Origin of the sequence: Cedecea selenatireducens (genome assembly GCF_042138895.1) — a bacterium.
In the GTDB taxonomy this organism is placed as follows: Bacteria; Pseudomonadota; Gammaproteobacteria; order Enterobacterales; family Enterobacteriaceae; genus Cedecea; species Cedecea selenatireducens.
This window is the reverse complement of record NZ_JBHIKW010000002.1, coordinates 433,543-453,842: the sequence shown is the minus strand read 5'-3', so window position 1 is coordinate 453,842 and position 20,300 is coordinate 433,543. Positions and strand designations below refer to the sequence as shown.

Annotated in this window: 21 protein-coding genes; 10 read left to right on the top strand and 11 right to left on the bottom strand. The window is 51.3% G+C overall.

What is annotated here, in order from left to right; all coding sequences use genetic code 11:
• The first annotated feature begins 16 nt into the window (after positions 1–16).
• The 5 genes from ispG (at position 17) to der (ending at position 6,005) form a co-directional block, all read left to right on the top strand.
• Positions 17–1,138, top strand: a complete 1,122-nt coding sequence (gene ispG, locus ACE38U_RS04985) for a flavodoxin-dependent (E)-4-hydroxy-3-methylbut-2-enyl-diphosphate synthase (RefSeq protein WP_038480003.1) — start codon at positions 17–19, stop codon at positions 1,136–1,138.
• Between the two features lie 115 nt (positions 1,139–1,253).
• Complete coding sequence (gene hisS / locus ACE38U_RS04980) at positions 1,254–2,528, top strand: histidine--tRNA ligase (RefSeq protein ID WP_176981948.1); 1,275 nt, start codon at positions 1,254–1,256, stop codon at positions 2,526–2,528.
• 35 nt (positions 2,529–2,563) lie between these two features.
• Positions 2,564–3,184: a YfgM family protein gene (locus ACE38U_RS04975; protein WP_038480009.1), complete on the top strand. Its 621-nt coding sequence runs from the start codon at positions 2,564–2,566 to the stop codon at positions 3,182–3,184.
• A 10-nt stretch (positions 3,185–3,194) separates the two neighbouring features.
• Positions 3,195–4,376, top strand: coding sequence for an outer membrane protein assembly factor BamB (bamB, locus tag ACE38U_RS04970; protein ID WP_038480010.1), 1,182 nt, complete (start codon positions 3,195–3,197; stop codon positions 4,374–4,376).
• Between the two features lie 123 nt (positions 4,377–4,499).
• On the top strand, positions 4,500–6,005 hold the full coding sequence (der, locus tag ACE38U_RS04965; protein ID WP_038480012.1) for a ribosome biogenesis GTPase Der: 1,506 nt from the start codon (positions 4,500–4,502) through the stop codon (positions 6,003–6,005).
• Positions 6,006–6,062: 57 nt separating this feature from the next.
• Here der and biuH read toward each other — a convergent pair whose 3' ends face one another.
• From biuH to ACE38U_RS04950, 3 genes are read right to left on the bottom strand one after another with little or no spacing between them, the layout of a single operon-like run.
• Positions 6,063–6,770 (bottom strand): biuret amidohydrolase, encoded by a 708-nt coding sequence (biuH, locus tag ACE38U_RS04960; protein ID WP_375529280.1) that lies wholly within the window; start codon positions 6,768–6,770, stop codon positions 6,063–6,065.
• Positions 6,763–8,073 carry a purine-cytosine permease family protein gene (locus ACE38U_RS04955; RefSeq protein ID WP_038480018.1) on the bottom strand — a complete coding sequence of 437 codons (1,311 nt, stop codon included), beginning with the start codon at positions 8,071–8,073 and terminating at the stop codon, positions 6,763–6,765. The genes biuH and ACE38U_RS04955 overlap by 8 nt, the downstream gene beginning before the upstream one ends.
• Positions 8,066–9,514 carry an amidase gene (locus tag ACE38U_RS04950; RefSeq protein ID WP_375529279.1) on the bottom strand — a complete coding sequence of 483 codons (1,449 nt, stop codon included), beginning with the start codon at positions 9,512–9,514 and terminating at the stop codon, positions 8,066–8,068. The genes ACE38U_RS04955 and ACE38U_RS04950 overlap by 8 nt, the downstream gene beginning before the upstream one ends.
• A gap of 258 nt (positions 9,515–9,772) precedes the next feature.
• Between ACE38U_RS04950 and ACE38U_RS04945 the strand changes: the two genes are divergently transcribed.
• A complete protein-coding gene (locus tag ACE38U_RS04945; protein ID WP_038480024.1) occupies positions 9,773–9,994 on the top strand; it encodes a zinc ribbon domain-containing protein in 222 nt (73 codons plus the stop codon).
• Positions 9,995–9,999: 5 nt separating this feature from the next.
• On the opposite strand, the gene xseA is transcribed toward ACE38U_RS04945, so the two are convergent.
• Positions 10,000–11,385 carry an exodeoxyribonuclease VII large subunit gene (xseA, locus tag ACE38U_RS04940; protein WP_375529278.1) on the bottom strand — a complete coding sequence of 462 codons (1,386 nt, stop codon included), beginning with the start codon at positions 11,383–11,385 and terminating at the stop codon, positions 10,000–10,002.
• 170 nt (positions 11,386–11,555) lie between these two features.
• Between xseA and guaB the strand changes: the two genes are divergently transcribed.
• Entirely contained in the window at positions 11,556–13,022 is a 1,467-nt protein-coding gene (guaB, locus tag ACE38U_RS04935; protein WP_038480030.1) for an IMP dehydrogenase, read from the top strand.
• A gap of 67 nt (positions 13,023–13,089) precedes the next feature.
• The gene (guaA, locus tag ACE38U_RS04930; protein WP_172569206.1) at positions 13,090–14,667 is read left to right on the top strand and encodes a glutamine-hydrolyzing GMP synthase; all 1,578 of its coding nucleotides are present in this window, start codon (positions 13,090–13,092) and stop codon (positions 14,665–14,667) included.
• Positions 14,668–15,057: 390 nt separating this feature from the next.
• On the opposite strand, the gene ACE38U_RS04925 is transcribed toward guaA, so the two are convergent.
• The 5 genes from ACE38U_RS04925 to ACE38U_RS04905 all read right to left on the bottom strand — a co-directional run bounded on the left by ACE38U_RS04925 (position 15,058) and on the right by ACE38U_RS04905 (position 18,593).
• Positions 15,058–15,921, bottom strand: coding sequence for a bacteriophage abortive infection AbiH family protein (locus tag ACE38U_RS04925; RefSeq protein WP_375529277.1), 864 nt, complete (start codon positions 15,919–15,921; stop codon positions 15,058–15,060).
• Between the two features lie 57 nt (positions 15,922–15,978).
• Positions 15,979–16,971, bottom strand: a complete 993-nt coding sequence (locus ACE38U_RS04920) for a hypothetical protein (protein ID WP_375529276.1) — start codon at positions 16,969–16,971, stop codon at positions 15,979–15,981.
• Positions 16,972–17,369: 398 nt separating this feature from the next.
• A complete protein-coding gene (locus ACE38U_RS04915; RefSeq protein ID WP_375529275.1) occupies positions 17,370–17,894 on the bottom strand; it encodes a hypothetical protein in 525 nt (174 codons plus the stop codon).
• A 152-nt stretch (positions 17,895–18,046) separates the two neighbouring features.
• Positions 18,047–18,268 (bottom strand): helix-turn-helix domain-containing protein, encoded by a 222-nt coding sequence (locus ACE38U_RS04910; protein WP_375529308.1) that lies wholly within the window; start codon positions 18,266–18,268, stop codon positions 18,047–18,049.
• A 94-nt stretch (positions 18,269–18,362) separates the two neighbouring features.
• Positions 18,363–18,593 carry a helix-turn-helix domain-containing protein gene (locus tag ACE38U_RS04905; RefSeq protein WP_375529274.1) on the bottom strand — a complete coding sequence of 77 codons (231 nt, stop codon included), beginning with the start codon at positions 18,591–18,593 and terminating at the stop codon, positions 18,363–18,365.
• Positions 18,594–18,698: 105 nt separating this feature from the next.
• Here ACE38U_RS04905 and ACE38U_RS04900 point away from each other — a divergent pair, with 105 nt between their 5' ends.
• Positions 18,699–18,950 carry a helix-turn-helix domain-containing protein gene (locus tag ACE38U_RS04900; RefSeq protein ID WP_375529273.1) on the top strand — a complete coding sequence of 84 codons (252 nt, stop codon included), beginning with the start codon at positions 18,699–18,701 and terminating at the stop codon, positions 18,948–18,950.
• 271 nt (positions 18,951–19,221) lie between these two features.
• Entirely contained in the window at positions 19,222–19,527 is a 306-nt protein-coding gene (locus ACE38U_RS04895; protein ID WP_375529272.1) for a helix-turn-helix domain-containing protein, read from the top strand.
• Between the two features lie 124 nt (positions 19,528–19,651).
• On the opposite strand, the gene ACE38U_RS04890 is transcribed toward ACE38U_RS04895, so the two are convergent.
• Together ACE38U_RS04890 and ACE38U_RS04885 are read right to left on the bottom strand one after the other, a co-directional pair.
• Positions 19,652–19,963: a CcdB family protein gene (locus tag ACE38U_RS04890; RefSeq protein ID WP_176981953.1), complete on the bottom strand. Its 312-nt coding sequence runs from the start codon at positions 19,961–19,963 to the stop codon at positions 19,652–19,654.
• Positions 19,964–19,965: 2 nt separating this feature from the next.
• On the bottom strand, positions 19,966–20,208 hold the full coding sequence (locus ACE38U_RS04885) for a type II toxin-antitoxin system CcdA family antitoxin (RefSeq protein WP_038480039.1): 243 nt from the start codon (positions 20,206–20,208) through the stop codon (positions 19,966–19,968).
• Positions 20,209–20,300: the final 92 nt, after the last annotated feature.

Below are 20,300 nucleotides of genomic sequence, written 5' to 3'. Positions count from 1 at the left end.
ATTGTGGAGATTTACCATGCATAATGCCGCACCCATCCAACGTCGCAAATCCAGGCGGATCTACGTCGGTAATGTGCCAATCGGCGATGGTGCCCCTATCGCCGTTCAGTCGATGACCAATACGCGTACCACCGATGTGGAAGCCACGGTTAATCAAATCAAAGCATTAGAACGCGTAGGCGCCGATATCGTTCGCGTATCCGTGCCAACGATGGATGCTGCCGAGGCTTTTAAGCTGATTAAGCAGCAGGTCAACGTTCCGCTGGTGGCCGATATTCACTTCGATTACCGCATTGCGCTCAAAGTTGCAGAATACGGCGTCGACTGCCTGCGTATTAACCCCGGCAACATCGGCAACGAAGAGCGTATTCGCACCGTGGTTGACTGCGCGCGCGATAAAAATATTCCTATCCGCATCGGCGTTAATGCCGGTTCCCTGGAAAAAGATCTGCAGGAAAAATACGGTGAGCCAACGCCTCAGGCGCTGCTCGAATCCGCTATGCGCCATGTAGATCATCTCGATCGTCTCAACTTTGATCAATTCAAAGTCAGCGTAAAAGCCTCTGATGTCTTCCTGGCAGTTGAGTCTTATCGCCTGTTGGCTAAACAGATCGATCAGCCGCTGCACCTCGGGATCACCGAAGCGGGTGGGGCACGTGCTGGTGCAGTAAAGTCAGCGATCGGCTTGGGCCTGCTGCTTTCTGAAGGGATCGGCGACACGCTGCGTATCTCTCTGGCTGCGGATCCGATTGAAGAGATCAAAGTCGGCTTTGACATCCTTAAGTCGCTGCGTATTCGTTCCCGTGGGATCAACTTTATTGCCTGCCCAACCTGTTCTCGTCAGGAGTTTGACGTTATCGGGACGGTTAACGCGCTCGAACAGCGTCTGGAAGACATTATTACCCCGATGGACGTTTCCATCATCGGCTGCGTGGTTAACGGGCCGGGCGAAGCGCTGGTCTCCACGCTTGGTGTGACCGGCGGTAATAAGAAAAGTGGTTTCTACGAAGATGGCGTTCGCCAGCGAGATCGTATGGACAACGATGACATGATTGCGCAGCTTGAAGCGCGTATTCGTGCCAAGGCCAGCATGCTGGATGAAAAGCAGCGTATTGATATCCAACAGCTGGAAAAATAATGCGAAGCATGGGAAGCACAGGGCTTCCCGTGTATGATTGAACCCGCACGGCCGTTTACCTGAGTGAATGGCCTGATTTCGGGTTCATTTTTTGTATATAAAGCAGAGAAAAAACGTGGCAAAAAACATTCAAGCCATTCGCGGCATGAACGATTACCTGCCGGGCGAAACCGCCATTTGGCAGCGTATTGAAGGCATTCTTAAGCAGGTGCTCGCGAGCTACGGTTACAGCGAAATCCGTTTGCCGATTGTAGAGCAGACCCCGTTATTCAAACGCGCTATCGGTGAAGTCACCGACGTGGTTGAAAAAGAGATGTATACCTTTGAGGATCGCAACGGCGACAGCCTGACCCTGCGTCCTGAAGGCACCGCGGGCTGCGTGCGTGCCGGTATCGAACATGGTCTTCTGTACAATCAGGAACAGCGCTTGTGGTACATCGGGCCGATGTTCCGCCACGAACGTCCTCAGAAAGGGCGTTATCGCCAGTTTAACCAGCTGGGTGTTGAAGTCTTTGGCCTGAACGGCCCGGATATCGACGCCGAGCTTATCATGCTGACCGCTCGCTGGTGGCGCGCGCTGGGTATTGACCAGCACGTGAGCCTGGAGCTGAACTCTATCGGCTCTCTGGAAGCTCGCGCTAACTATCGTGATGCGCTGGTTGCTTTCCTGGAGCAGCATAAAGAGAAGCTGGACGAAGACTGCCAACGCCGCATGTACAGCAACCCGCTGCGCGTGCTGGACTCCAAAAATCAGGACGTTCAGGCTCTGCTGAACGATGCGCCTCAGCTGGGTGATTACCTTGATCAAGAGTCTCGTGAGCACTTCGCTGGTCTGTGCCAGTTCCTCGATGCTGCAGGCATTGCCTACACCGTAAACCAGCGTCTGGTTCGCGGCCTGGACTACTACAACCGCACCGTATTTGAGTGGGTTACCAACAGCCTGGGCTCTCAGGGCACCGTGTGTGCAGGTGGCCGCTATGATGGTCTGGTTGAGCAGCTTGGCGGGCGCGCGGCGCCGGCGGTTGGTTTTGCCATGGGCCTTGAGCGCCTTGTTTTACTGGTTCAGGCGATTAATCCTGAATTTAAAGCAGAATCCGTTGTCGATATGTACCTGATCTCCTCGGGTCAGGGAACGCAGGGCGCGGCAATGTTGCTGGCTGAAAAGCTACGTGACCAGGTGCCGGCACTGAAATTGATGACTAACTACGGTGGCGGTAACTTCAAGAAGCAGTTCGCTCGTGCCGACAAGTGGGGCGCTCGCGTTGCACTGGTGCTGGGTGAAGATGAAGTCGCTAAAGGCGAAGTCGTGGTTAAGGATTTACGCACAGGTGAGCAACAAAACGTCGCACAGGCCGACGCTGCCGCCCATCTGCAGGCGTTACTGGGTTAATCACCCGGTGATTATTCGTTAAGGAGAAGGACTGCGTGGAAGTTTACGAGAACGAAAACGATCAGATGGAAGCGGTAAAACGCTTCTTTGCAGAAAACGGCAAAGCGCTGGTAGTCGGGGTTGTGCTGGGTATCGGCGCTCTGGTGGGCTGGCGTTACTGGAACGGCCATCAGGACGACTCCATGCGTGACGCTTCTCTGGCTTATCAGAACGTCACCAGCGCGGTGAAAGCAGACCAGCCCCAAACGCTGGAAGCGGTAGAAAAATTCGCTGCTGACAACAAAAACACCTACGGTGCGCTGGCGGCGTTAGAGCTGGCTCAGCAGTTCGTTGATAAAAACGATTTAGGCAAGGCGGCCACCCAGCTGCAAAACGGCCTTAGCAGCACCAAAGACGCGAACATGCAGGCGCTGATTAACCTGCGTCTGGCTCGCGTTCAGATCCAGCAGAAGCAGGCTGATGCCGCGCTGAAAACCCTGGATAGCGTGAAAGGCGAAGGCTGGGTAGCGATGGTTGCCGACCTGCGCGGTGAGGCGTTGCTCAGTAAAGGGGATAAGCAGGGTGCACGTGATGCGTGGAGCAAAGGTTCTCAAACCAATGCTTCTCCTGCCCTGCGTGAAATGATGCAGATGAAAATCAATAATTTGTCCAGCTAAGAGGGACCCGATGCAATTGCGTAAACTATTTGTGCCTGGGCTGCTCTCTTTGACGCTGCTCAGCGGCTGCTCTCTGTTCAGCGGCGAAGAAGATGTGGTTAAAATGTCCCCGCTGCCAACGGTGGAAAACCAGTTCACCCCGGAGAAAGCGTGGAGCACGTCCGTGGGTAATGGAATCGGTGATTTCTACTCTAACCTGCATCCGGCATGGGAAGGCAGCACCATCTATGCCGCTGACCGCCGTGGTACCGTAAAAGCCGTGAATGCGGATGACGGTAAAGAAGAGTGGAAAGTCGATCTCTCTGAGAAAACCGGCTTCTTCTCCAGCAATATTCCTGCTCTGCTGTCCGGCGGTCTGACCGTTGACGGTGGGCACGTTTATGTGGGCAGCGAAAAAGCGAAAGTCTTCGCGCTGAATACCTCGGACGGTAGCATTGCCTGGCAGGCGAAAGTGGCGGGTGAAGCGCTTTCTCGCCCGGTTGTGAGCGATGGCGTTGTGCTGATTCATACCAGCAACGGTATGCTGCAGGCGCTGAACGAAGCTGACGGCGCGGTAAAATGGAGCGTTAACCTCGATATGCCTTCGCTGTCTCTGCGCGGTGAATCGGCTCCGGCAACCGCCTTTGGCGCAGCTATCGTCGGCGGTGATAACGGCCGCGTTAGCGCCGTGCTGATGCAGCAGGGCCAGATTATCTGGCAGCAGCGTATCTCCCAGGCAACCGGTGCGACGGAAATCGACCGCCTGAGCGACGTTGATACTACTCCGGTTATTGTTAACGGTGTGGTTTATGCTCTGGCTTATAACGGCAACCTGACCGCGCTGGATCTGCGTTCCGGCCAGATCATGTGGAAACGTGAGATGGGCTCGGTGAACGACTTCATCGTTGACGGTAACCGCATTTATCTGGTGGATCAGAACGACCGCGTTGTTGCCCTGAACGTGGACGGCGGCGTGACCCTGTGGACGCAAAGCGATCTGCTGCACCGCAACCTGACCGCGCCAGTGCTGTACAATGGCTATCTGGTGGTCGGCGACAGCGAAGGCTACATGCACTGGATCAACAATGATGACGGGCGCTTTGTTGCCCAGCAGAAAGTGGACAGCTCCGGCTTCCAGACGACGCCGGTTGTTGCCAGCGACAAACTGCTTATCCAGGCAAAAGACGGCACGCTGTACGCCATCAAACGCTAAATTTGTCGGATAATCGTCACGTTTGAAACGGTTCCCTTAGTCCGGGAGCCGTTTTGGTTTTTTTAAAACGGCCGAAAATTGACGCCGTTTTGCTAATAAATTTTGAGTAATGAGGCTTTTATAATGGTACCTGTGGTCGCGCTTGTTGGGCGCCCTAACGTCGGTAAATCGACCCTGTTTAACCGCTTAACGCGTACCCGCGATGCGCTGGTTGCGGATTTTCCGGGGCTGACTCGCGATCGCAAGTACGGTCGTGCGGAAGTCGAAGGCCGTGAGTTTATCTGCATTGATACCGGCGGTATCGACGGCACCGAAGACGGTGTGGAAACGCGTATGGCCGAGCAGTCGCTACTGGCGATTGAAGAGGCAGATGTTGTGCTGTTCATGGTGGATGCGCGCGCGGGCCTGATGCCTGCCGATGAAGCCATCGCTAAGCACCTGCGCTCTCGTCAGAAGCCTACTTTCCTGGTAGCGAACAAGACCGATGGTCTTGACCCGGACCAGGCGGTTATCGACTTCTATTCCTTGGGCCTCGGCGAAATCCACCCGATTGCTGCCTCCCATGGTCGCGGCGTAACCAGCCTGCTGGAGCACGTTCTGGTGCCGTGGATGGACGACGTCGACCCGCGTGAACAGCCGGAAGAAATCGACGAAGACGAAGCCTATTGGGCCGCGTTTAACGCTAAAAACGGCATTGTTTCCGATGACGAAGAGCTTGAGGAAGAAGAGGAAGAAGAAGCCTTCAACCCTCAGGATCTGCCGATTAAGCTCGCTATCGTTGGTCGCCCTAACGTAGGTAAGTCCACGCTAACTAACCGTATTCTCGGTGAAGAACGCGTGGTCGTTTACGACATGCCGGGCACCACTCGCGATAGTATCTACATCCCGATGGAGCGTGATGAGCGTGAATTCGTGCTGATTGATACCGCGGGCGTACGTAAGCGCGGGAAAATTACCGATACGGTAGAAAAATTCTCGGTAATCAAAACCCTGCAGGCAATTGAAGACGCGAACGTGGTGCTGCTGGTTATTGATGCCCGCGAAGGCATTTCCGATCAGGATCTCTCGCTACTGGGCTTCATCCTGAATAGTGGGCGCTCACTGGTTATCGTGGTCAACAAATGGGATGGCCTGAGCAATGAAGTTCGCGAGCAGGTGAAAGAGACGCTGGACTACCGTCTGGGCTTTATCGACTTCGCCCGCGTGCACTTCATCTCTGCCCTGCACGGCAGCGGCGTAGGTAACCTGTTCGAATCCGTTCGTGAAGCCTATGACAGCTCCACGCGCCGCGTAAGCACCGCGCTGCTGACCCGCATCATGAACATGGCGGCAGAAGACCATCAGCCGCCGTTGGTTCGCGGTCGTCGCGTTAAGCTGAAATATGCTCACGCCGGTGGCTATAACCCGCCAATCGTGGTGATTCACGGCAACCAGGTAAAAGACCTGCCGGACTCCTACAAGCGCTATCTGATGAACTACTTCCGCAAATCGCTGGACGTAATGGGTACGCCAATCCGTATTCAGTTCAAAGAAGGGGAGAACCCGTTCGCCGGGAAACGCAACACCCTGACGCCAAACCAGATGCGTAAGCGTAAGCGTCTGATTAAACATATCAAAAAGGGCAAGTAAGCCCTGATTGATAGCCGATGAGCTCCCCGGCAGAAGGGGAGCTCATCGGTTTAAAGGTTAAACTGCCAGCGCGGATGTTTTGCTGGCAAGCCCTTCCAGTAAAACCTCTGAACTCGCCACTGCACCAAAAATCCCGCCCTGCATATGAATCATGCTTAATGCCGCTTCGTGGTGTTTCCGTTTCGTGGCCGCACAGCAATCGGTCAGTACCAGGCATTCAAAGCCTCTGTCGTTGGCTTCACGCAGCGTGGTATGCACGCAAACATCCGTCGTAATGCCGCTCAGTATCAGGTTGCGGATCCCCCGGCTGCGTAGAATCAGTTCCAGATCGGTGGCGTAAAACGACCCTTTTCCAGGCTTATCAATAATCACTTCCCCTTCGAGCGGGGCCAGTTCCGGAATGATTTCCCAGCCAGGCTCCCCGCGTACCAGAATGCGGCCACAAGGGCCCGCCGCGCCGATTTCTGCGTTCATACGTTTTGAACGCCAGCGCTTATTCGCCGGCAAATCGCTTAAATCAGGGCGATGTCCCTCGCGGGTATGAATAATCGGAAAGCCCAGCTCGCGCAGGCGGGCCAGTACCTGCTGGAGCGGTTTTATCGGTGCCCGCGTCAGCGCAATGTCATAGCCCATACTGTCGACGTAACCACCTTTGCCGCAAAAATCGGTCTGCATATCGATGACGATCAGCGCGGTGTCGTGGGCGCTGTAGTGGCCGTCAAAGGGCCAGGCGTACGGCGTTGAGTTAACGGTGTAATCAGGCATTTTTTCCCTCCATGATGCTCGCCGGGGCTTCATTTTTAATTTTCATTATCAGGGTGTAGCTGATTGCTGCGGTGACCAGGCCAATGACCGCTTCGCCAAACTGCGGGAACAGCAGGTGAGCGACCACTGCGCAAAGGCTACCGATAGCCCAGGCCGCAAAGGCGCTGCCACGCATGCGGCTTGTTTTACGGGTTTCGCTAATTTTGGCCATAAAAATCAAATCGACGATCATCACGGCGCCAAACGGCGGCACGACAATGCCGAGCAGGCTCAGCCATTCAAGGAAGTAAGACCACACGCCCGCTAACGCCAGCGCGCCGCCCGCAACGCCCAGAATAAGCGTCCAGAGCCGCATTTTGCTGTGGAAAAGATGGCTGTAGCCCACGGCACCGTTGTAGAGGCAGTGCGTACAGACGGAGCCGAGGTTGATAAAAACGAACAGGCAGGCGATGGCCGACAGCAAAGCGCCGTGCCCCATCAGTATCGGCAGGAAGTTCCCGCCGTTGGTCGCCGGGTCGACGGCCGCGCCCACCGCCACGATAACCACGCCAAAAAGATAAGAAATGACGTTGGCGACGGGGAATGCCGAGAAGGCGGCAATCACGGCGGATTTACCGTTTTTTGACCACCGGGTGAAGTCGGCGGTCATGGTACCTGAATCAGCAAAGCCCGCCACCACCATGGTAACGGCAGTGCCCATACTCATGGTGCCCACAGCGGCGGGGCTGCCGTGCCACTGAACGACAGCGCTGAAATCATGCTGCTGGCTAATCAGCCACAGCGCCACCAGGCCAAGCACCACAAACAGCGGGGCAGCAACCATGCCCAGAATCGACAGCGCGCGAACGCCCAGGAACGTGACGCCGGTGTAGAGCACGATGGCGAACGCCGTCACCGCCAGCGCGTTCCAGCCGAAGGTCTGATTAATCACCGTGCCGGTAAGGCCGGTCTGGAAGGCATACCAGCCAATCACCACCGTGGAAAGAAAACCAGAAACCAAAATGTAGCCTTTGGTGCCGAAGGTTCGTTTTGCCTGTAAGGCGAAGTTCATGCCCGTCTGCCCGGCAAACCAGCTGAGGGAGCCCACATAGGCAAACAGCACCAGGTTGCCCAGAAGAATGGCAATAATGGCCGGCCAGAAGCCGAGAGACCAGGTGATGATGCCCCCAAACAGCGCATTGGTGAGGATCATAGGGAAACCAAACCACACCGCCGAGACGGAGCCTGTAGAATGGCGATGGCTAAGCGGCACGGGCTCGTGCTCAAATTCCTGCTCCAGGGCAGGGGACGATTTCTTATTCATGGACAACTCCGAGTGAAGCAGGGCTGATGTGATTCCATGGTTGAATGCGCTCGAAAGCGGCGCTTGCCGCGAGCACCAGGCCATCGTCCAGGTGACGACCCACGATTTGCAGCCCGACGGGCAGGCCGTCTGCGGTAAAGCCTGCGGGCACCGAAGCAGCCGGCTGGCCGGTAAAGTTGAACGGGAAGCAGAACGACAGCCAGTGGTCGCTTCTCACCATGCGCCCGTCGATGACCTCCGGGCCCTGCATGTTGAGCGGAAACGGCGGCACGGCGAGCGTTGGGGAAAGCAGCAGGTCATAGCGCTGCATAAAACGCCAAAGCTGATTGCAGATTTTTTTACGCCGGGTATTCGCGTCGGTGAATGTTTCGGCCCGCCACGTGTGATGCAGCATGGCGCTCAGGTGCGGCGACATTCGCGGCCCCAGTTCGGCCTGCATTTTTCGCATGCCGGTCAGATCGCTTTCAAAGGCAACCAGAGCGGCAAACGTCGAGACTTCATCGGCGATGCCGGGGTCAACTTCTTCCAGCTCCGCGCCCAGCTCACGCGCGAAACGACGCGCAGCTTCCGTCGTTATCCGGCGAACTTCGCTGTCCACGGCGACGTAACCAAAATCGGCGCTAAAGGCGATCCGCAGGCCGCTCAAGGGCTTATCTAACGAGGTAAGCCAGTCAACGTCAGAGCTGGGAATAGAGTGGCGGTCGCGCATATCCGGGCCGGCCAGCAGTGACATCATCAACGCAGCATCCCGCACGGTGCGGGTCATCGGCCCAATGTGCTCCAAAGACTCCCAGCTGGAAACGCCCGGATAACGTTCGTCGCGGCAGCCGGGCCAAAGTGGCACACGCCCCATAGAAGCTTTCAGGCCATAGACGCCGCAGTGAGCGGCCGGAATGCGCACCGAGCCTCCGCCGTCACTGCCTAGCGCAATCGTGCACATCCGGGCAGCGAGCGCTGCACCTGAGCCTGCGCTGGAGCCGCCGGGCGTTTTGCTCAGATCCCAGGGGTTACGTGGGGAAGGAAACAGAGGATTGTGCCCCACGCCGCTGTAGCCAAATTCGGGGGCGGTGGTTTTACCCAGCAGGATGGCATCCGCAGCCAGCAGGCGCTCCACGGCGATATCGTCCTCTTCCGGCACAAAGTCCTGGTAGGCGGCAGAGCCTGAGGTGGTTTTCACTCCGGCGGTACAAATCAGGTCTTTCACCGCCAGGGGAACGCCCGCCAGCGCACCTAATGTTTGCCCGCTGGCACGCCTGGCATCGACGGCTTTCGCCTGAGCCAGAGCGAGTTCCGGCGTTGGGGTACAAAACGCCTGAATTAAGGGCTCACGCGCCTGCTGGCGATCGATGGCTGCCTGAGTAACTTCCCGGGCTGAAACCTCGCCACAGCGAATCAGTGCGGCAAGCGCAGTGGCATCTTTATCTAACAGCTCATCAAACATGAAAATCCTCCCCGATTGACCACGTAAAGGGAGTGATTCAATTATCATGCCAATGACTTCAAAAAATTGAAGGTTCAGCAGCAGCGCCGTCTGGGATACCAGTCTGGATACAAGCGTTAATCAGCGAGGGAACAGGTTGGGCAAAAACGGTGCATTAATGCGCTAAACTTGCCAGCCTTTTGCACAATAGCGAAGTGAATCCATCTGAACGTTATGGGTATATAATGGGGCCCATTAATGACTTAGCGGGAGGGAAGGATGATGCTTAATTGCCCCGAGTGTAGAAACGAACTGAGACAAACGGACGGCGGCGCGCACTGTGATGCCTGCGGCAAAGATTTCCGTCTGGAGGCACTTTGCCCGGACTGCCATAAACCGTTGCAGGTGCTGAAGGCGTGTGGGGCGGTGGATTATTTCTGCCAGAACGGCCACGGGCTGATTTCTAAAAAGCGCGTGGAATTTATTTCCACTGCGCTCTGAACGGCTTATTCGTCTTTCGCCGCTGGCTTACGCTTACGCGGCGCTTTCACCGGTTTAATGCCCGTCACCTGACTTTCAACCCAGCCGTCATCCAGGCGCGTGGTCAGCGTGTCCCCGGACTTCACCTGTTTGGTTTTCTTCAGCACTTTGCCGTCTTCGGCGGTCGTCACGCTGTAGCCGCGCGCGAGCGTCGCCAGCGGGCTGACGGCTTCCAGTTGGGCGAGCGCGGTGCCGAAGCGCTGTTTTGTCTGGCTGAGCTGAGCGCTCACTAACTGCGACAGGCGGTATTCCAACTGCTGTAAGCGAGACTGGGCGCGGTGAATGCGTGCCTGAGGCTGCTGCTGGTTAAGGCGCTGGCTAAGGCGTAGCTGCTGCTGGGTTGCCCGGCGCATTTTGCCGTCGATGGCCACGTTCAGGCGCTGGCGCAGGCGTTCAAGCGTGGTTTGCTGGCGAGCTAAACGTAGCTGAGGATGCTGCTGCTGCAGGCGATGATGCAGCTGGGTAAACCGCCGCGAGCGCTGGGCGAGGTAATAGTCCATCGCCATTTCCATACGCTGCTGTTGAGACTGGATTTGGCGCAGTAATTCGAGCTGATTGCGGCTGACGATTTCCGCCGCGGCGGAAGGCGTAGGCGCCCGTAAATCAGCGACAAAATCGGCGATCGTGACGTCAGTTTCATGCCCTACGGCGCTAACGACCGGGATCTTGCTTGCGAAAATTGCCCGCGCAACTCGCTCATCGTTAAAGCTCCACAAATCTTCCAGCGAGCCGCCGCCGCGCCCGACAATTAGCACGTCACACTCGTTGCGCAGGTTAGCAAGTTCAATAGCTCGCACGATTTGCAGCGGGGCGTCTGCGCCCTGAACGGCAGTCGGGTAAATGATGACCGGCAGGGACGGATCGCGGCGCTGTAATACGTGCAGAACGTCGTGCAGGGCCGCGCCGGTTTTAGAGGTAATAACGCCGACCTGGCGAGCCGGAGCGGGCAGGGCCTGCTTGTGCAGCTGGTCGAAAAGACCTTCAGCGCTCAGCTTCTGCTTGAGCTGCTCGTACTGCTGCTGCAACAGCCCTTCACCGGCGGGCTGCATGCTTTCGACAATAATCTGATAGTCGCCGCGTGGTTCGTAAAGGGTGATGTTAGCGCGCACTAACACCTGCTGCCCGTGCTGCGGGCGGAAGGTCACGCGGCGATTGCTGTTACGGAACATCGCGCAGCGAACCTGGGCGGTGTCGTCTTTTAGCGTGAAGTACCAGTGGCCCGAAGAGGGCTGGCTGAAGTTGGAGATTTCACCGCTGATCCAGACCTGCCCCATTTCCTGCTCCAGCAGCAAACGCACCGTCTGATTCAGGCGAGAAACGGTAAAAATTGAAGGGGGATTCAGTGTCGACATGTGAGCTGGATCAAATTCTAAATCAGCAGGTTAATAGGTCGATACTACAGCCCGGTGCGCTATTAGCAAGGAGTTTTGCGAAAAAAGTGTGGATGCAATCGCTTACGCTCTGTATAATGCCGCGGCAATATTTTATCTGTTCTCATTCACCCCCAGGTTGAGATATTGCCATGCTACGTATCGCTAAAGAAGCACTGACGTTTGACGACGTTCTCCTCGTTCCAGCTCACTCTACTGTTCTGCCGAACACGGCCGATCTCGGCACCCAACTGACCAAAACTATTCGTCTGAATATCCCTATGCTGTCCGCAGCGATGGATACCGTGACGGAAGCGCGTCTGGCTATCGCCCTGGCGCAGGAAGGCGGTCTTGGTTTCATCCACAAAAATATGTCGATTGAACGCCAGGCAGAAGAAGTAAAGCGCGTTAAGAAACACGAAAGTGGCGTCGTAACTGACCCGCAAACCGTGCTGCCAACGACCACCCTGCGTGAAGTGAAAGAATTAACCGAGCGTAACGGCTTTGCCGGTTACCCGGTAGTGACCGAAGAAAACGAACTGGTCGGCATCATCACCGGCCGTGACGTGCGCTTCGTGACCGACCTGAGCCAGCCTGTTAGCGTGTACATGACCCCGAAAGAGCGTCTGGTTACCGTGAAAGAAGGCGAAGCGCGCGACGTCGTGCTGTCTAAAATGCACGAAAAACGCGTTGAGAAAGCGCTGGTTGTTGACGGCGGGTTCCACCTGCTGGGCATGATCACCGTTAAAGACTTCCAGAAAGCAGAGCGTAAACCTAACGCCTGTAAAGACGAGCAGGGCCGTCTGCGTGTTGGGGCTGCGGTTGGCGCAGGCGCAGGCAACGAAGAGCGTGTTGACGCGCTGGTCGCCGCTGGCGTTGATATTCTGCTGATTGACTCCTCTCACGGCCACTCCGAAGGCGTTCTGCAACGTATTCGTGAAACCCGTGCTAAATATCCTGACCTGCAAATCATCGGCGGTAACGTAGCAACCGCCGCTGGCGCACGTGCTCTGGCGGACGCTGGTTGCAGCGCGGTTAAGGTCGGTATCGGTCCTGGCTCCATCTGTACCACTCGTATCGTTACCGGCGTTGGCGTACCGCAGATTACTGCTGTGGCCGACGCGGTTGAAGCGCTGGAAGGTACCGGCATTCCGGTCATCGCCGACGGCGGGATCCGCTTCTCCGGCGACATCGCTAAAGCTATCGCCGCTGGCGCAGCTGCGGTAATGGTTGGCGGCATGCTGGCAGGTACCGAAGAGTCTCCGGGCGAAATCGAACTCTACCAGGGCCGTGCTTTCAAATCCTACCGCGGCATGGGTTCTCTGGGCGCGATGTCCAAAGGCTCTTCCGACCGTTACTTCCAGACCGACAACGCAGCAGACAAACTGGTGCCGGAAGGTATCGAAGGCCGCGTAGCGTATAAAGGCCGCCTGAAAGAGATCGTTCACCAGCAGATGGGCGGCCTGCGTTCCTGTATGGGCCTGACCGGCTGTGGTACTATCGACGCGCTGCGTACCAAAGCGGAATTCGTACGCATCAGCGGTGCCGGTATCCAGGAAAGCCACGTCCACGACGTGACCATCACTAAAGAGTCTCCGAACTACCGCATGGGCTCCTGATTTCACTAGCCCGGCCACGCGCCGGGCTCTTTATATTCTCGTTTCACTTGCCTCGGAATTAACGTCAATGACGGAAAACATTCATAAACATCGCATCCTGATCCTCGACTTCGGTTCTCAGTACACTCAGCTGGTGGCGCGCCGCGTCCGTGAGCTGGGCGTTTACTGCGAACTGTGGGCATGGGATGTTACCGAAGCTCAAATTCGTGAGTTCAACCCAAGCGGCATCATTCTCTCCGGCGGCCCGGAAAGCACCACCGAAGAAAACAGCCCGCGTGCGCCAGAGTATGTGTTCACCGCCGGCGTACCGGTGTTCGGCGTTTGCTACGGCATGCAGACCATGGCCATGCAGCTGGGCGGCCACGTTGAAAGCTCTACCGAGCGTGAGTTTGGCTACGCGCAGGTTGAAGTGAAAACCGACAGCGCGCTGGTTCGCGGCATCGAAGACTCCCTGAGCGCAGCAGGTCAACCGCTGCTGGACGTCTGGATGAGCCACGGCGACAAAGTCACCGCCATCCCGTCCGACTTCGTGACCGTTGCCAGCACCGAAACCTGTCCGTTTGCCATTATGGCCAACGAAGAAAAACGCTTCTACGGCGTGCAGTTCCACCCGGAAGTGACCCACACCCGTCAGGGCCAGCGTCTGCTGGAGCGTTTTGTACTGGAAATCTGCGGCTGCGAAGCGCTGTGGACCCCGGCAAAAATCATCGAAGATGCGATCGTCCGCATTCGCGAGCAGGTCGGTAACGACAAAGTTATCCTCGGCCTGTCCGGCGGCGTTGACTCCTCCGTGACCGCGATGCTGCTGCACCGCGCCATCGGCAAAAACCTGACCTGCGTATTTGTGGATAACGGCCTGCTGCGCCTGAACGAAGCCGCTCAGGTAATGGACATGTTCGGCGACCACTTCGGCCTGAACATCGTTCACGTTGAGGGCGAAGAGCGCTTCCTGACCGCGCTGGCGGGCGAGAACGACCCGGAAGCCAAGCGTAAGATCATCGGTCGCGTGTTCGTGGAAGTGTTCGACGAAGAAGCGCTGAAGCTGGAAGACGTTAAATGGCTGGCGCAGGGCACCATCTACCCTGACGTTATCGAGTCTGCGGCCTCCGCGACCGGCAAAGCACACGTCATCAAATCTCACCACAACGTGGGCGGCCTGCCGAAAGAGATGAAGATGGGCCTGGTTGAGCCGCTGCGTGAGCTGTTCAAAGATGAAGTGCGTAAAATCGGCCTCGAGCTGGGCCTGCCGTACGACATGCTTTACCGCCACCCGTTCCCGGGCCCGGGCCTTGGCGTTCGCGTGCTGGGCGAAGTGAAGAAAGAGTACTGCGACCTGCTGCGCCGCGCCGACGCTATCTTCATCGAAGAGCTGCACAAAGCCGACCTGTACAACAAAGTGAGCCAGGCGTTCACCGTGTTCCTGCCGGTCCGTTCCGTGGGCGTAATGGGCGATGGCCGCAAGTACGACTGGGTTGTTTCCCTGCGTGCGGTAGAAACCATCGACTTCATGACCGCGCACTGGGCGCACCTGCCGTATGACTTCCTCGGCCGCGTGTCCAACCGCATCATCAACGAAGTGAACGGCATCTCCCGCGTGGTTTACGATATTTCAGGTAAACCGCCGGCTACGATTGAGTGGGAATAATCACTCAATCGTAGCAGGTATTAGCTGCAAATTTACGATATAGGCCCATGTAAAATGGGCTTTTTTTAGTCTTTTAAATTATAATTATTTCGATAAAGTTAATCGTTCATTTTCAGATGTTATAGGCATACTAATTATTTTTATCATCTTACGTTTTCATACATCAGCTATATATGTATATTTTTCTCCATGTTGTAAGAAAGTTAAAAAAAACGCTATATGGATCTCGAATCGATATTTTTAAAATTAATGGTCTAATATTTGAGTGTTAACATTGCTAATAAACATGATGAAAAATATCATTAACTTAGCCTAATTACTCTTAAGGATGGAAAAGTAAAGATGCAGCTCCCTAGAATATTCTATATCATTATTTTTTTCTGAAAAGAATTAAAGGTTTTCGTATGTGATGATCTCTATTCTGCTTTTCTCTATTCCACAATCAATAAGCCTTTGCTTATAGTCCTCTTGACCATCTTTATGGTAGATACAAATTTTCCAAAGTGAGTTTTCTAACTTTATCGCAATACGACGAAAGTATGGCTGATCAATTTTATTCAAAGAATGCCCGATAATCACTATTTCATGAATGTCACCAAGTTGTAAAAAATATTCCTCATTTTTTTTAAGGATATTTGAAACTGGTTTTTTTAGAGCGTAAAGTGGATATCTAGAAATACTTTGAGCATCTGAAAATATATGACGATTACTATCACCATTATCATCGAATTCAGGAGGTTCATTGATATCGTCTCCATGTCCAAAAATCAAATCATCGAGCATCTCAGCGCTGCCATGAATATGAAGTATACGTTGATCATCGATTTCATAAACAGATTGTAATGTTGATGTGTAATTGAATGTGATGAATGAAGAATCTTTAGTAAAAGTCATCTTTTTTTCAACTTGACTGATGTCAAGTTGATTAATCCAGTTAGTAAATGTTTCTTTTATAGTTGAAACATGAGCATTGGTTTGTTCAGTAATTTCGTCTTCTAGACCATAAATAAAACTTGGTCTAAAATCATCTGCCATAGCATCTATTTCATTGTGGAAATCTAGGAACGCATCTGCATCAAAAGCACCAAGAGCATTTTCAAAATCATACCATGGTTTATCATTATTTAAATCAAAGCAATAGTAATTATCGAATTCATCAAGAGTATTTTTAGCGTAATCATAAAAATCTTTATATCTCGTAGGTAAATTATGCCAAAGGTCAAACCCATTACCGATTACATACAATTTAGCCATGTTTATAGTCTCCAGACATATAATTATGATTTCACTTTATAAATTCCATAAGATGTTTTATGGATTATTCATGGTGTTTTTAATACGTTTATAAATTTCGTTAACATTCAATCCGACTCCAAAAAAGTTAGGTTTTATTTCTAGCATATCAACACCATTTGACTCTTTTATTCTAACTATATTATCTTGTATTTCATCAAGTTTCATCATGATATTGCTCAAATCAATACTTCCATTTTTGGGCGATTTAATAAATTTAACAAGCTGTCCTGAAGAAGGTGGAATACCAATAGAGGATAAAATGTTCATTGATGCATATTGAAATTGTGTACCCCATTTCTCACGAAATGAATCAGATAAACAAATGTCCCATAGTTGATCTTTAACTCTTGACGAGAACACTGATGGTTTATCAACGTCTGGTGGTGTTAAAAGATATTCTAAGTAGTAATCTTTGCGGAATTGTTTTTTTACTGAACATAACATTTTGAGAAGTTCACCACATACAAATTGATTGTGATCTCTTACGTTGAAATCTTCAGAAGTATAATGAATTATACTTCTGACATCGTCGATAGACATTTCCATAAAATCTGGGCCAAATGAATTCAAAATTTCGTTTTTTAATTGAAATCCATTATGATCTATATAACTATACGGAGTTAGTATGCTTAATTCACCCGAGGAAAATAGATACAACCTGATTCCTTTAGAACGATAAATATAGCTCATGCGTCCAAAAGCAGATGCTTCAATACCGTCATATATCAAGAGCGCTTTTTTATCAAAGTATACTAATGTTTCTTCAATATCCTCCCCGAAATTTGAAGCTAAGTCTTTCCAAAGACCAACAGTGGAGCCAGCCTGTTCTTCTTGTTTTTGTAGAGAACTCGATTTTTTTATAACGGTTTCTGGTAGCTTTTCAAATAATTCTAGGTTGTTTAAAAAAATACTCATAGTTTCAGAAAACGCATCAGTAACAACTGTTCTTGATGTACCTTCAAGTTCTAAGCATGCTAGTATAAGCAACGACTCTAATGATTTATTCATTTTATTTTAAACTAATGATTATGGTGGCAGGAATATGTCATTTTTATAAAAATAACTCTCTAAGTTTATAACCTATCTTAATAGGAGATTGTTTTGAATTATAAAAATACAGAAAAATATAGATATACCTAGTAATATCATCTCTTTACGAGACTAGTTATGAAGCTCATAACGGCGGCTCTATAGATATTTTTTTAGCTATCCCACTCATAGTCCTTGTTAGATAGAGTATGAGATTTGTCCAAGTGCCCGTCTGAAGTGAATCTAGTGTATCCGAAACCAATTTTATTCCAAATGTCTTTCCAATCACAATGAGCTGCGATTGGAAAGACCACTAACATTAGTTATCAGGCTACTATTTACGCCTTATTTACCTTCATCTTAAATTTATATGGTGTTTATAAGTGTCTTAATTTTGACATCTCGTTTGTAGCTTTTGCTATACCCAATAAGTTCATTAGATGATAGTATGAATCTTTTACTCTTTTATAATGGATTGGAGAGAATCTCATTATGGTAGAAGGCAACCCTTTACTTTCAACATATTTACGTTGATTTTCATTCCACTCACCGTGAACATAAGCATTACGAATGTACTTACATGCCAAATAGTCATCAAAGCACTCGCGTTTAGGAGATAATCCACGGAGCTCAAATGCTTTGTAAAGATGCTCGAGTCGACCTTCATTTGAGCCATCGTTAAAATATGATGCAATATCATGCATCATAGGTTCTGGAATCGCCCATTTTTTTATCATCATTTCAATACTTCCAACCATCATAACAATCCAAAGTCTGCTATATGAGGAGTACTTAATATTATCCGGAACATTACCTTCAGTGGGGTGTTCATTTATTAACTTTTCTATTATCTCTAAATATATTTGATCATCAGAGTATGCATCTATGAATTCATCTGTCATTCTAATATCCTTACATTATAAAAATTTATAACTTAATCTAAGATATTTTAATGTGATATGTTTTTTTCTCCATATACCATTTTTGGTAGGGAGGGGGGATATATAATATTTTATGTTTTTTTATACTTCATAGTGAGTGCAAATCTACCATTTTATAAGTTCTCAAAGAGGCTATTCAAATTTAGGCATAGCCCCTTTGCTATCACCGCAATCACCTCCAAAGTCGGATTCCTGACTCCGCGCTCGATCCCGCTGATATAAGTACGATCTAAGCCACACTTATCCGCAAAGGCTTCCTGAGATAACCCCGCCTCTAAGCGAAGTTTTCTGACTCTTTGCCCAAATTGAGCTGTGATGTTTTTTGTATTTTCCATGCGGATAAGCATTATCCTTCGTTGCTTATCAGACCACGGACTATTAGTCACATATGGGGGTTGTTTTGCTGTTATGAGATCTGAGATTTAAAGATTAGATGGGATCGGAAAATACAAACAGACTGGCAAGATCGATGTTTAAACCATTAGCAATGATATGGAGTACTTCCAAAGTGGGGTTTCTAACGCCACGTTCAATTCCACTGACATAAGTACGATCTAGACCGCACCTTTCTGCAAGGGCTTCTTGAGAGAGACCTTTTTGCAATCTCAGTTGCTTAACACGTTGTCCCAGCTGGGCCTGGATTGAATTGGATGTTTTCATGTGATCAGCATCTTGTTTTGATGCTTATAAGTCCACGGACTATTAGTCACATGCGTTAATTTATGTGCTATGATGTGACTTATAGTCAACATAAAAGGAGGTTGTATGAAAGCACAGGACTGGCATCCGGCGGATATCATCGCTGGTATCAGGAAGAAAGGTACGTCGCTGGCGGCGTTATCCAGGGATTCCGGGCTGGCGTCTTCGACGCTGGCAAATGCCTTAACCCGGCGCTGGCCGAAGGGGGAGAGGCTTATTGCCGAAGCGCTGGGCAAGCAGCCTCAAGAGATTTGGCCTTCGCGCTATCCGGTCTTGAATACTGGTGCGGTGGAGCAGGGCGGGCAGGGGAATATCTAGCCTGGATATGCTTGAACTTTGCTATTCGAAGTTTGTCCCTGCAACTTAAGGGTAATGACGATATCATTGCTCTTATTTATATTTAAATCAATAAGTTACACCACCTTCAGTTCATTGATATTTAATGGGTTAAATAAGATCTTTTAGTTGTAATTTATCAATTTAAATGGTCGTAAATGACCTTTTGTTTATTTTGTTAAAAGTGTTCATTTACGGCCTTTTTAAGGTCTTTTAATATTATAATGGTCCATATATGGCCGTTATATTTTGAATGCAAAAAATGTCTTTTATGCATCTGCTTTATACCCCGACAGAAGTGGCTCAGCAGGTGGGGAGTAACGCAAAAACGCTTCGTCTTGCGAAAAATCTTTCCCGAAAGACGCTTGCTGAAAAAGCGGGTGTCTCAGAGTCTACTATCAAGCGATTCGAAACTAGCGGGGTGATTACTCTGGAAGCGATGATCCTGCTCGCTACCGCGCTGGATGAGTTGCCATCCGTGACCAGACTTTTCAAACCAGAGCATCCGCATTCTATTGAAGAACTCAAGAATGCCAGGCGCAAGCGGGGGATGAAATAATGGCGAAGGTATTAAAACACGTAGAAGCGTTGACCGTGCTGAAAGAAGGCATAACGGTCGGGGAGCTAGCTCTATAGCTTCGTCATGCCCGGTGGAAAACATGGCGCGTACATAGGGGATCCGGCTACTCGATGCCATAGAAAAGGAAGTTAAGCGCCGCTTTTATTGTATTTTCATGTTCAGCCGCGCTGCAGTGTTCTGCGCCCAGGACTCGTTCAGGGATGCTCGCGAGTTCATGAGTCATCACAATAAAATCCTCACCGGCCAGGTTAATGGATGGGGTGAGTTTGTCCGTGCGTGGCCCTTTATAGTTTTCAGCTGGAAATAAAGGGATGACGACTCGGGTGTTTCTGCGCCCAATGATGTTGCTCTGAACATTCAATAAATACGGGTAAGCCGTGGGCTTGCCCGTATTTTTGTAGACGGTGAATTGCATGATCAGAAAGTCCTGTAGGTGTCGGATAAAAGCCCGTTTTCTTCCGTGAGCTGATTCAGATAGTCGATTGCGGCTTCGTTTTCTTTCTTCCAGCGAGCGGCTTCAATCTCCTTGATTTCGGCTTTTAGAGCATTACGCAACGTTTGTGACAAGTTGATTCCTGCGGCCCTGGCTTCCTGAATCAGCTCTGGCTCCAGTGTGACAGTGACCGTTTTTTTCACTCGTATACTTGCTGATGCGGGCATGGCTCCTCCTCAATATCTGCGCATTTCTATGTGCAATTAACACATACGGTAGCACATATACAGTATGGCGAAAATATCATCAAAATATCTTT

Excerpts from the sequence above, each read along its gene's own strand:
- xseA (WP_375529278.1), bottom strand. The coding sequence starts at position 11,385 with ATGTCGACACTGAATCCCCCTTCAATTTTTACCGTTTCTCGCCTGAAT.
- ACE38U_RS04920 (WP_375529276.1), bottom strand. The coding sequence starts at position 16,971 with ATGAATAAATCATTAGAGTCGTTGCTTATACTAGCATGCTTAGAACTT.
- ACE38U_RS04955 (WP_038480018.1), bottom strand. The coding sequence starts at position 8,073 with ATGAATAAGAAATCGTCCCCTGCCCTGGAGCAGGAATTTGAGCACGAG.
- der (WP_038480012.1), top strand. The coding sequence starts at position 4,500 with ATGGTACCTGTGGTCGCGCTTGTTGGGCGCCCTAACGTCGGTAAATCG.
- ACE38U_RS04890 (WP_176981953.1), bottom strand. The coding sequence starts at position 19,963 with ATGCAATTCACCGTCTACAAAAATACGGGCAAGCCCACGGCTTACCCG.
- ACE38U_RS04915 (WP_375529275.1), bottom strand. The coding sequence starts at position 17,894 with ATGACAGATGAATTCATAGATGCATACTCTGATGATCAAATATATTTA.
- ACE38U_RS04950 (WP_375529279.1), bottom strand. The coding sequence starts at position 9,514 with ATGTTTGATGAGCTGTTAGATAAAGATGCCACTGCGCTTGCCGCACTG.
- bamB (WP_038480010.1), top strand. The coding sequence starts at position 3,195 with ATGCAATTGCGTAAACTATTTGTGCCTGGGCTGCTCTCTTTGACGCTG.
- ispG (WP_038480003.1), top strand. The coding sequence starts at position 17 with ATGCATAATGCCGCACCCATCCAACGTCGCAAATCCAGGCGGATCTAC.
- ACE38U_RS04925 (WP_375529277.1), bottom strand. The coding sequence starts at position 15,921 with ATGGCTAAATTGTATGTAATCGGTAATGGGTTTGACCTTTGGCATAAT.
- ACE38U_RS04905 (WP_375529274.1), bottom strand. The coding sequence starts at position 18,593 with ATGAAAACATCCAATTCAATCCAGGCCCAGCTGGGACAACGTGTTAAG.
- biuH (WP_375529280.1), bottom strand. The coding sequence starts at position 6,770 with ATGCCTGATTACACCGTTAACTCAACGCCGTACGCCTGGCCCTTTGAC.
- ACE38U_RS04910 (WP_375529308.1), bottom strand. The coding sequence starts at position 18,268 with ATGGAAAATACAAAAAACATCACAGCTCAATTTGGGCAAAGAGTCAGA.
- ACE38U_RS04945 (WP_038480024.1), top strand. The coding sequence starts at position 9,773 with ATGATGCTTAATTGCCCCGAGTGTAGAAACGAACTGAGACAAACGGAC.
- guaA (WP_172569206.1), top strand. The coding sequence starts at position 13,090 with ATGACGGAAAACATTCATAAACATCGCATCCTGATCCTCGACTTCGGT.
- guaB (WP_038480030.1), top strand. The coding sequence starts at position 11,556 with ATGCTACGTATCGCTAAAGAAGCACTGACGTTTGACGACGTTCTCCTC.
- ACE38U_RS04885 (WP_038480039.1), bottom strand. The coding sequence starts at position 20,208 with ATGCCCGCATCAGCAAGTATACGAGTGAAAAAAACGGTCACTGTCACA.
- ACE38U_RS04895 (WP_375529272.1), top strand. The coding sequence starts at position 19,222 with ATGCAAAAAATGTCTTTTATGCATCTGCTTTATACCCCGACAGAAGTG.
- ACE38U_RS04900 (WP_375529273.1), top strand. The coding sequence starts at position 18,699 with ATGAAAGCACAGGACTGGCATCCGGCGGATATCATCGCTGGTATCAGG.